Origin of the sequence: Mesorhizobium sp. M7A.F.Ca.ET.027.03.2.1, from assembly GCF_003999175.1 — a bacterium.
In the GTDB taxonomy this organism is placed as follows: Bacteria; Pseudomonadota; Alphaproteobacteria; order Rhizobiales; family Rhizobiaceae; genus Mesorhizobium.
Window position 1 is genome coordinate 1 of record NZ_RZOM01000079.1, and the last position, 10,753, is coordinate 10,753.

The 10,753-nt window shown below is 63.9% G+C and carries 11 protein-coding genes; 9 read left to right on the forward strand and 2 right to left on the reverse strand.

Annotated features, from left to right (window positions below):
• The 9 genes from EN750_RS05895 to EN750_RS05935 form a co-directional block, all read left to right on the forward strand.
• Positions 1-498 (forward strand): LLM class flavin-dependent oxidoreductase (locus EN750_RS05895; RefSeq protein ID WP_127395871.1); only part of this gene is annotated, 498 nt, incomplete at its 5' end.
• 124 nt (positions 499-622) lie between these two features.
• On the forward strand, positions 623-1,558 hold the full coding sequence (locus EN750_RS05900; RefSeq protein ID WP_127395872.1) for an ABC transporter ATP-binding protein: 936 nt from the start codon (positions 623-625) through the stop codon (positions 1,556-1,558).
• Positions 1,555-2,454, forward strand: coding sequence for a branched-chain amino acid ABC transporter permease (locus tag EN750_RS05905; RefSeq protein ID WP_127395873.1), 900 nt, complete (start codon positions 1,555-1,557; stop codon positions 2,452-2,454). Before EN750_RS05900 ends, EN750_RS05905 begins: the two co-directional genes overlap by 4 nt.
• Before the next feature lie 3 nt (positions 2,455-2,457).
• Positions 2,458-3,498: a branched-chain amino acid ABC transporter permease gene (locus tag EN750_RS05910; RefSeq protein ID WP_127395874.1), complete on the forward strand. Its 1,041-nt coding sequence runs from the start codon at positions 2,458-2,460 to the stop codon at positions 3,496-3,498.
• Between the two features lie 82 nt (positions 3,499-3,580).
• Positions 3,581-4,918 carry an ABC transporter substrate-binding protein gene (locus EN750_RS05915; protein ID WP_127395875.1) on the forward strand — a complete coding sequence of 446 codons (1,338 nt, stop codon included), beginning with the start codon at positions 3,581-3,583 and terminating at the stop codon, positions 4,916-4,918.
• A gap of 81 nt (positions 4,919-4,999) precedes the next feature.
• Complete coding sequence (locus EN750_RS05920; protein ID WP_245482632.1) at positions 5,000-5,833, forward strand: ABC transporter ATP-binding protein; 834 nt, start codon at positions 5,000-5,002, stop codon at positions 5,831-5,833.
• Complete coding sequence (locus EN750_RS05925) at positions 5,830-7,077, forward strand: SfnB family sulfur acquisition oxidoreductase (protein WP_127395876.1); 1,248 nt, start codon at positions 5,830-5,832, stop codon at positions 7,075-7,077. Before EN750_RS05920 ends, EN750_RS05925 begins: the two co-directional genes overlap by 4 nt.
• 63 nt (positions 7,078-7,140) lie before the next feature.
• A complete protein-coding gene (msuE, locus tag EN750_RS05930; protein ID WP_127256266.1) occupies positions 7,141-7,701 on the forward strand; it encodes an FMN reductase in 561 nt (186 codons plus the stop codon).
• Positions 7,702-7,814: 113 nt separating this feature from the next.
• On the forward strand, positions 7,815-8,300 hold the full coding sequence (locus EN750_RS05935; RefSeq protein ID WP_023811545.1) for a hypothetical protein: 486 nt from the start codon (positions 7,815-7,817) through the stop codon (positions 8,298-8,300).
• Between the two features lie 11 nt (positions 8,301-8,311).
• Here the strand turns inward: EN750_RS05935 and EN750_RS05940 are convergent, their stop codons facing one another.
• Positions 8,312-8,851 carry a hypothetical protein gene (locus tag EN750_RS05940; protein WP_127395877.1) on the reverse strand — a complete coding sequence of 180 codons (540 nt, stop codon included), beginning with the start codon at positions 8,849-8,851 and terminating at the stop codon, positions 8,312-8,314.
• Positions 8,844-10,753, reverse strand: a 1,910-nt coding sequence (locus EN750_RS05945; RefSeq protein ID WP_127395878.1) for a glycine cleavage T C-terminal barrel domain-containing protein, incomplete at its 5' end; no start/stop codon positions are given. The genes EN750_RS05940 and EN750_RS05945, both read right to left, overlap by 8 nt.

A 10,753-nucleotide genomic window follows, 5' to 3' on the forward strand; every position in this document is an offset into this window, starting at 1 on the left:
GTTTCGGACTGGTACTTCACCAACGGCAACACGCCGGCCGAAATCGCCAAGCAGGTCGACGACCTCAGGGCCAAGGCGAAGGCCAACAACCATTCCGTGAAGGTCGGCGTCAACGCTTTCGCCGTCGTTCGCGAGACCGAGGACGAGGCGAGGGCAGTGCTCGCCGAAATCATCGCCAAGGCCAATCCCGACGCGGTCAATGCTTTCGGCCATGAGGTCAAGAACGCCGGTAAGGCCTCGCCGGAAGGTGAGGGCAATTGGGCGAAATCGTCCTTCGACGACCTGGTCCAGTACAATGACGGCTTCCGCTCCAACCTGATCGGCACTCCCAGGCAGGTTGCTCAACGCGTCGTCGACCTGAAGCGCGCGGGTGCGGATCTCATCCTGCTCGGTTTCCTGCACTTCCAGGAAGAGGTCGAGTATTTCGGCAAGCATGTCATCCCGCTCGTTCGCGAATTGGAAGACGCCGAGGCAGCGGCGTCGCTGGCGGCGGAATAGTCACCCGCACAGGTTGGCCGGAGAGATTCCGGCCAGCACACGCATGGAAGCTACCCGGCGCGCTCGAGCCATCGAGCAGCAATGAGGATTTGCGCGCGTGCTGAAGCAATCGAGGACAATTGGAATGCCTCTGCCCACTTATACGCTCGGAGTGATGGAGGCTTCCGCCTATGCACCGGAGGTCTTTGCGCGCGGCCTGCCGTCAAGCCCACGGCCGGAGCAGTCGTTCGAAGATGTCGCCAAGCCGGCAGGGGCCGTTGCCGGCGCTGCCTCAGCATTGCTTTCGCTTCAGGGCATCAGCCTGTCCTTTGGCGGCGTCGTGGCACTGGCCGATATCGACCTGTCGGTTCTACCAGGCGAGATCCGCGCCATCATCGGCCCTAACGGCGCCGGCAAGAGCTCGCTGATCAACGTCATCAGCGGCGTCTACAGGCCGGATCGCGGTCATGTCCAGCTCGACGGTACCTTCTATGCCCAGGTCCCGACGCAGCGGCTGGCCCATCTCGGCGTCGCCAGAACCTTCCAGAACCTTGCACTGTTCAAGGGCCTCAGCGTCCTCGACAATGTCGCCTCTGGCCTTGCCTACAAGGTTCAATCCAACTTTGCCGGCCAGGTGCTCGGCATCGGCCGCTCGCGTGGCGAGCAGCGCGATTCACGCAGCCGTGCCGAACAGGTCCTCGAATTCCTCCATCTCACCGCCATTCGCGACCGTCTTGTCGGCACCTTGCCTTATGGGCTGCAGAAGCGTGTCGAATTGGCCCGCGCTCTGGTGGCCGCGCCGCGCCTGCTTTTGCTCGACGAGCCGATGGCCGGCATGACAGCGAGCGAAAAGAGCGAGATGGCGGCTTTCGTCCGTGCCGCGCGCGATCGTTTCGCCACCACCGTGGTGTTGATCGAGCACGATGTCGGCGTCGTCATGGGTCTGTCCGATCGAATCGCCGTCCTCGACTACGGCCGCAAGATCGCCGACGCCACGCCCGATGAAGTCAGGAACGACCAGCGCGTCATCGATGCCTATCTCGGCGTCGCCTCGGACAATGAAGACGGGGCAGGCATATGATCGCCGGTTTCGACTACCAGTTCTTCATCGAAGTGCTCGTCGGAGGCCTGCTCTCAGGCGTCATGTATTCGCTTGTCGCGATCGGCTTCGTGCTCATCTACAAGACCTCGGGCGTGCTCAATTTCGCGCAAGGCGCGATGCTGCTGTTTGCGGCACTCACCTTCGTCAGCCTTTCCGAGCGCGGCATTCCCTTCGCGCTGGCGCTGGTGGTCACCTTCGCCATCATGGTGGCGATCGGCATCGCCATCGAGCGCACGGTGCTCAGGCCACTGACCAACAAGCCGCCGATCACCCTGTTCATGGCGACGCTTGGCCTGTCCTACATCATCGAAGGCGCTGCCCAGCTGATCTGGGGCACGCAGGTCCACGGCCTCGATCTCGGCATCGAGGATGTGCCGCTGGAAATCGGCGGCGTGCTGATCAGCCAGTTCGATATTTTCGCGGCCGTGGTTGCTTCCGGCATGGTCCTCTTGCTGTCGCTGTTCTTCCGCTACACCCGCATCGGCCTCTCCTTCCGCGCAGTCGCCGACGATCAGTTCGCGGCACTCGCGGTCGGCCTCAGGCTACCCCTGATCTGGGCCACTGTATGGGCCGCCGCCGGCCTCGTCGCGCTGGTGGCCGGACTGCTGTGGGGCGCACGCCTGGGCGTGCAGTTCTCGCTGTCGCTGGTGGTGCTCAAGGCGCTGCCGGTGCTGGTGCTCGGCGGTTTCGATTCCATCCTCGGCGCCATCGTCGGCGGCCTCTTGATCGGCGCCAGCGAGAAGCTCGCCGAAGTCTATATCGGCGACTATTTCGGCGGCGGCATAGAGAGCTGGTTTGCCTATGTCGTCGCGCTCGTCTTCCTGCTGATCCGCCCTTCCGGCCTGTTCGGTCAGAAGCTCGTCGAGAGGATCTGAACGATGACCGCGATAACAAGCGATTTCGCCGCCGCGCCGGCGCTGCCGAAATGGGTCGTGCCCGTGCTTTTGCTCGCTTTCGCTTACGGCGTCGTGCCGCTGATCGGCTCAAGCTATCTGTTCGAGGCCATCCTGCTGCCTTTCCTGGCGCTCAGCCTCGCCGGCGTGGGCCTGAACATCCTGACCGGCTATGCCGGCCAGGTGTCGCTTGGCAGTGCTGCTTTCATGGCGGCCGGCGCCTTTGCCGCCTATAATTTCAACCTGCGTGTCGAAGGCCTGCCGCTGGCCGGCAGCATCTTCCTGGCCGGCATAGTGGCGGCCGCGATAGGCGTCGTTTTCGGCCTGCCGAGCCTGCGCCTGAAGGGTTTTTATCTCGCGGTTTCGACCCTTGCCGCGCAGTTCTTCGTGCAATGGGCGTTGACCAAGTTCAGCTGGTTTTCCAACAACTCGGCGTCCGGCGTCATCGACGCGCCGAGACTGTCGATTTCAGGTTTCGCGCTCGACGGCGCCATCGGCCGCTATCTGTTCGCGCTGACCATCGTCACTGTGCTGACCTTCCTTGCCTATAGGCTGGTCTCGTCGCAGACCGGGCGCAACTTCATCGCCATCCGCGACAATGAAACCGCCGCCCGCATCATCGGCATTCCGGTCCTGAAGACCAAGCTTCTGGCCTTCGCCATCTCGTCCTTCATCATTGGGGTTGCCGGCGTCATCTGGGCCTTCGCCTATCTCAGGACCGTCGAGCCGGACGGCTTCGATCTCGACCGGTCGTTCCAGATCCTGTTCATCATCATCATCGGTGGTCTGGCTTCGATCCGCGGCGCGTTTTTCGGCGCCGCCCTCATCGTGGTCTTTCCACTCGCTCTGTCGCGCCTCGGCGGCTTTCTGCTTGGCGATCTCTTCGACTCGGGCGTGCTCGACATGAGCCAGCGCATCGTGCTGGGCGCGCTCATCATCCTGTTTCTGATCCTTGAACCCGACGGGCTGGTGGCGCTGTGGGACAGGTTCCGAAGACGGCTCCTGTTCGCCTGGCAGTCGACTTGAGCTGATGCATTGAAAATGAATCCAATCCGAAAATGAACAAGGGGCCGAACCCAAGACGGCCCATACCGGGAGTATCTCGACCATGACTTTCCTCAGCACAATCAAGGCGGCGGCGCTGTCCGCGGCGATGATCGTGTCGGTGGCCTTACCGGCCGCGCACGCCGACGAGCAATATTTTCCGCTGCAGAGCTATCGCGTCGGGCCTTACGCGGCCGGCGGCACCGGCTTCTTCGGCGGCTTCATCGACTATCTCAACCTCATCAACATCCGCGACGGCGGCGTCAACGGCGTCAAGCTGACCTGGGACGAATGCGAGACCCAGTATGAGGTCGAGCGCGGCGTCGAATGCTATGAGCGGCAGAAGAGCCATGCCGGTGCCGCGGCTTGGAACCCGCTCTCGGTCGGCATCGCCTATGCCATGATCGACCGCATCACCGCCGACAAGGTGCCGCTGATCACGGTCAACCACGGCCGCACCGACTCCACCGACGGGCGTGTCTTCCCGTACGTGTTCCCGCTGCTACTCAATCCTTACAGCGAAACCTCGGGCATCGTGAACTACATCGCCTCCAAGGAAGGCGGCATCGACAAGCTCAAGGGCAAGAAGATCGTCGTGCTCTATCATGGGTCGCCCTACGGCAAGGAAACCATCCCGATCTATGAATTGCTGGCGCAGAAATACGGCTTCACCGTGCAGCAGATCGAGGTGCCGCATCCCGGCAACGAGCAGCAGTCGCAGTGGCTGACCATCCGTCGCGCCAAGCCGGATTTCGTCGTCCTGCGCGGCTGGGGCGTGATGAACCCGGTGGCGCTGAAGACGGCGGTCAAGGTCGGCTTCCCCGTCGACCATATCGTCGGCAATGTCTGGTCGAATTCCGAAGAGGACGTGATCCCCGCCGGCGACGCCGCCAAGGGCTACACCGCCATCACCACGCAGGCTTCCGGCAACTCCTACCCGGTGGTGCAGGAGATCGTGAAGACGGTCTATGGCGCCGGCAAGGGTAACCTTGAAGACAAGGCGCGCATCGGCTCGGTCTACCACAATCTCGGCATCGTCAACGGCATCCTCAATGTCGAGGCGATCCGGGTTGCGCAGGAGAAGTTCGGCCACCGCACGCTGACCGGCGACGAGGTCCGCTGGGGCTTCGAGCATCTCAAGCTCGATCCGGCCAAGGTCGAGGCGCTTGGCGCCAAGGACCTGTTCCATTCGATCAATGTCAGCTGGGACAACCATGAAGGCGAAGGCTACGTGACCTTCCAGCAGTGGGACGGCAAGAAGTGGAACGTCGTCTCCGACTGGATCGCGCCGGACTGGGCGTTGCTGCGGCCGATCATCGAGAAGTCCGCCGAGGCCTACGCCGCCGAGAAGGGCATCAAGCTGCGCACCGCCGACGATGCCAATGCTGTGACCACCAACTGATCAGTCAGTGCCGGGCGTCGCGGACCAAGTTTCCGTGGCGCCCCGGCCTCTTTCGGTTTCCGAACCGTGAAAGAACAGCCTATGCCGAACGATGACGTCATTCTTGCCATGGACGCGGTCCATGCCACCTACAACCACGCCGTCACGGCGCTGCATGGCGTCAGCTTCGAGCTCAGGCGCGGCCAGATACTGGCATTGCTCGGTGCCAATGGCGCCGGCAAGACCACGACGCTGAAGGCCGTCTCCAATCTGCTGCCGGCCGAACGCGGGCAGGTCAATGCCGGCACCATCCGCTATGAAGGGTCCGATGTCTCGCGCCGCAAACCGGGTGACCTGGTGCGCGCCGGGCTGGTTCAGGTGCTGGAAGGTCGCCACTGCTTCAAAAGCCTCACCGTCGAGGAGAATCTGATCGCCGGCGGCATCGGCCGCAGCGGGAGCCGCGCCGAGATCAATCAAGACCTCGAGCGGATCTACGGCTATTTCCCGCGCCTCAGGGAGAAGCGCCGGACATTGTCCGGCCTGACCTCCGGCGGTGAACAGCAGATGACCGCCATCGGCCGGGCGCTGATGTCGCGACCGCGTTTGCTGGTTCTCGACGAACCGTCGATGGGGCTCGCACCAATCATCGTCCAGGACATCTTCCAGAGCTTGAGAAAACTCAACCGCGAGACCGGCCTATCCATCCTGGTCGCCGAGCAGAACTCGGCGGTGGCGCTGCGATATGCCGACCATGCCACGGTGCTGGAGAACGGCGTTTCCGTTCTCGCCGGAGCAGCCGCCGAGCTTCGCCAGCGCGAGGACATCAGGGCCTTCTATCTCGGTCAATCAACCCCGGGCAACAGGTGTCACCCGCCACCAAGCCCGCCCATCTCCACGCCGTTGCCTGAGCCAAAATCCCAAGGAGCAGTGAAATGACCGTTTCGACCGTCAAAACCGACAAGGCTTCCGCCGCCGTGCCGCCAGTCGCAAGGCCGACCGCCCCAGCGCACATCATCAAGGATGATGCCGAGGCGATTGCGATTGCCCACGCACTCGCCGCCGAATTCGTGAAGGACTCCTCCCAGCGCGACCGCGAGCGGATCTGGCCGGTCGCCGAACTCGATGCCTTTTCGCAAAGCGGCCTGTGGTCGATCAATGTACCCAAGGCATTCGGTGGGCCGGAGGTGTCCTATGCGACGTTGGCGAAGGTAATCGAGATCATCTCGGCGGCGGATTCCTCGATCGGCCAGGTTGCGCAGAACCATCTCGGTGTTGTCGCCGCCATTCGCACCGTGTCCGACGCGGACCAGCAGAAGCTGCTGTTTGCCGAAGCGTTGAAAGGCACGCGGTTCGGCAACGCCTTTTCCGAGTTCGGCTCCAAGCGCGCCGCCGATTTTGAGACCCGCTTCACCGATGCCGGCGATCATGTGGTTGTCAACGGCCGCAAATTCTATTCGTCCGGCGCGCTGCTTGCCCATCTCGTGCCGATCGTGGCGCTCGATGACGAGGGCCGCGCCTGGTATGCGATCGCCGACCGTGCCGCACCCGGGCTGACGGTCATCGACGACTGGTCGAGCTTCGGCCAGCGCACGACGCTGTCCGGCACCGTTATCATCGACAACGTCAAGGTGCCGAAGACCCATCTGGTACCCGGCTACAAGGGCTACGACAGGCCGACCGCCGACGGCGCCATCTTCCAGATCATCCAGGTGGCAGTCGACACCGGCATCGCCCAGGCGGCGATCGACGAGACCGTCGATTTCGTCAGGACCAAAAGCCGCGCCTGGATCGACAGCGGCGTCGACAATGCCTGGGACGATCCCTACACCATTCAGGCCATCGGCGACCTGACGCTGCGCCTGCACGCGGCGCAGGCGCTGCTCGAAAAGGCCGGTCATGCGATCGACCGGGCAGTGATCGATCCGACCGCCGAGACCGTCGCGCATGCCCAGATCGTCACCGCCGAGGCAAAAATCCTGTCGACCGAGATCGCCATTGCCGCAACCAACAGGCTGTTCGAACTTGCGGGAACCCGCTCGACGCTGGCCGAATACAATCTCGACCGGCATTGGCGCAACGCGCGCACGCACACGCTGCACGATCCGGTGCGCTGGAAATATTCCATCCTCGGCAAATATTTCCTCAACGGCGAAAATCCGCCGCTGCACGCCTGGAGCTGATTCCCACCGGCGGGCGGGCGGCCTGCCACGTCAAACCTTCGACCATCCAAGAGGCCCACTGCCATGTCAAATCCAACAGTCGTCGGCTTTTCCGGCAACATCACCAGGCCGTCAAAGACGCGCGCCTTCGTCGACCTGGTCACCAGGGACATCGCCGCCAGCCACGGCCTATCGGCGAGCACCTATGATATCGAGGATCTCGGCCCGTCGCTGGGCACGGCGAAATGGGCCCGCGATCTCGACGGCCAGGCGCGCGCGATCCTGGAACAAATCCTCGCCGCCGACGTGCTCGTCGTCGGCTCGCCGACCTACAAGGGCAGCTATACCGGCCTGTTCAAGCATTTCTTCGATCTGATCGATCCGGCAGCGCTGCGGGGGAAGCCCATCGTGTTGACGGCGACCGGCGGTGGCGAGCGCCATGCCTTGATCGTCGAGCATCAGCTGCGGCCGCTGTTCGGCTTCTTCGAGGCTTTCGCGCTGCCGACCGCCGTCTACGCCACCGACAAGGATTTCACCGACGGTGTGCTGCGCTCCGAGGCGATCCTGAAGCGTGCGGCACAGGCGGTTGACGAGGTCGGCTTCGTGCTGGCCAACCGCTCGGCCGGCAGGATCGCCGCTGAATAGGCTTTGTCACCAGATTGCGATCGAAACAGGCGAGGGCAGCGCCCTCGCTTACCCGCAATTTACGACCGCCCGCTAAAAACGTTCCTGTCTGATTCGTCTGGGACAGGAACGTCATGAGCAAAGCCCTCACATCCTTCGCACTGGTCGCCGTGCTGACCGCCTTGCTCATGGCGTTGAGCCTGGCTGTGGCCAGGCACGGCTATCCCTATGGCGCGATCGGCGTCAGGCGCCTTGACGGCATTGCCGACGCCGGCGTGTTCATCCCGATTGCCGCTGTCTATTTCTTCAGCGCGATGCTGATGATGATCCTGCCGATCAGGGCGGCCGGCATCGTCCTGACCCATGCCGCCGACGCCCTTTTCTGGACCGTGATCGCGCTGTTTGCGACCATCGTCGGCTGTCTGGTCGCCAGATGGGCGTTCGGGCAGGGCAGCGCCGTGTGGGCGCTGCTGAACTGGCGGTTCCTGTTTGCCGCGGCGATCGTCGGTTGTCACTTCGTCATGAACGAGCTGCGCCGCAATGTGCTGCTGCGCAGCCTGTTCTTCGTGGTCTTTGCCGCCGCGACGCTGGCCTGCCTGTTTTGGTCGTTCACGCTCTGACGTGTCGCCGGTTAGTCGGCTGATCCGGTCGCGATGTTCCCGGCGGCCGTTTCCATCCATGTCCAGAGATAAGTGGCAAGGCCGCGGTCGACATGGATGCGCAGCTTGCCGTCAAGACGATAGACGACGGCGCTGATGCCGGCGAAGGAAAGTGCTGCACTGGCACTTGGCTTCGCGGGATCGAGCGTCGTTCCACGCGCGATGAAAGCGTCGAGCGCCATGCCCTCGGCCTCGAATATTTGCAACCCAGCGCTGATCGCCGTCACCGCGAACCCGTCTGCATGCCAGCCCGTGGCGATGGCGAGCGGGCTCTTCGATACGACGAGCAACCGGTCGCGCGCCAGCCGCGCCGCGTAGCGGTCGCCCTGTGCGATACCAAAGGCACCCACGCCAGTCCCGCCGATGCTGGAAGCCCGTGTCCACGCGTCGAGGTCGCCGCTGACCATCAACTGGTTGAGGTCGAGGACGGCTCGTATCGCAAGGCCCGGCGTGGTGATGGCCGCGCTCTGCCAGTCCGGTGCAACAGACCATTTTTCCGCGAGATCACGCATGCAGCCGGTCTCCTGCCGGGTCAAAGGCGCAAGGGGCGGTAATTGTCGCCTTGCTGATCTTGCCGAGATGCTGGATTTCGATCGTTTCGCCGTGACGCGCCGCGCCGCGCTCGATCAGGCCAAGCGCCACGGCGCGGCCAAGCGTCGGGCTCTGGTAGCTCGAGGTGACAAAGCCCTGGCTGTGCAATCCGCCGTCGATCCGTTTGATGCCATGCGCACCGGTGGCCAGCGGCGCTTCGCCTTGCGGCACCGCTAGTCCGACAAGCTGCATGCGGTTGTCACGCGAGGCCTCCTCTGTGAACAGCGAGCGGCGGCCTACGAACTCGGTCTGGCGCTTGACGCGCGGACCGTCGACGCCGAGATCATGCGGCAGCGTGGTGCCGTCAGTGTCCTTGCCGATGACGATAAAGCCTTTCTCGGCCCGCAGGATCATCAGCGCCTCGAGTCCGATGACGACGGCCTCGAGCGCCTGGCCGGCCTCGCGCAGATGCGCCCATAACGGCTCGGCGCGATCGGCCCGGATCGAAATCTCGTAGCTCCTGTCGCCGGTGAAGCTGACGCGGGCAATGCGGACTTCGTTGCCGGCGTAGGTTCCATGACCGATCGCCATATGCGGAAGATCGGCGTCGCCGAGCGAGAGACCGAGATCCAGCGCTTCGAGCAGTTTTCGGGCGTTCGGTCCTGAAACTGTCAGCGTCGCCATGTCCGATGTGGCGTTGTGGATGTAGACGGCGCCGCGCCCGAAGCGGTCCTGGCGCCATTCCTCCAGCCGCGCATGCACCAAAGTGACATGCGAGGACGAGCACGAGACGACGAAGCGATGCTCGTCCAGTCGGACCAGAACGCCGTCGTCGAAGACCACGCCGTTCTCCGACAGCATGAAGCCATAGCGGCAGCGGCCCGGCTTCAGCGTCGACATGGTGTTGTAGTAGAGGAAATCGACGAACGCGGCCGCCTGCGGCCCGATCACCTCGATCTTCCCGAGGGTCGAACCATCGAACAGCGCGACCGAGTGGCGGGCACGGCGCGCCTCGTCCGCGATCGAACGTTCCGCGTCCCCGTTGCCGCCATAGTGAGCCGGGCGCAGCCAGCCGCCATATTCCTGGAAAACGGCGCCACTGGAACGGTGGACATTTTCGAGCGGCAGCCGGCGCACCGGCGCCATCAATTCGCCGACGCGCGCGCCGGCAAAGCTTGCCAGCGGCACCGGCGTGAACGGCGGACGATAGGTGGTGGTGCCGACCTCCGGCACCGTACGCCCGGTGATACCGGCCATCAGCGCCAGGCCGGGCAGGTTGGAGGTCTTGCCCTGGTCGGTCGCCATGCCGAGCGTGGTGTAGCGCTTCAGATGTTCGACCGAGACGAAGTTTTCGCGCGCCGCCAGTTCGACGTCCTTCACCGTCACGTCGTTCTGGTAATCGATCCAGATGCGCCCCTTAGAGCCCGGTATTGGCCATGCCGCGACTATGCCGCCCGTCGCCTCCGGCCCGGTGCTGCGTGGTGTTGCCGAGTTCTCCTTGCCGGCGAATGCCTTTCCCACGCCAGCAAACACCTCCGACAAGGAGACCGCGCCGGCTGCGGCGCCAACCACGGAGATACCATCGACCGGATCGCCTGGCAGGAAGGCGGCGCGCGCATCGCTCCAGGCGAGCTTGCCCTTGGCCTGGCCGAAGAGATGGATGGTCGGCGTCCACCCGCCGGAGACCAGGACGCAATCGGCATCGAACCTCGTGCCGTCGTCGAGCGTCACGCCGTCGACGCGCAGTCTGCCGCTGGCGGATGCGAGAGAACGCCCTTTGATCAACCGGACATTGGCCGGCGCGGCAGGCGTGCCGTTGCGCCGGATGTCGACAAGCCTGACTTCGGCGCCGGCCTCGGCAAGCGCCCCCGCCACCTCATAGG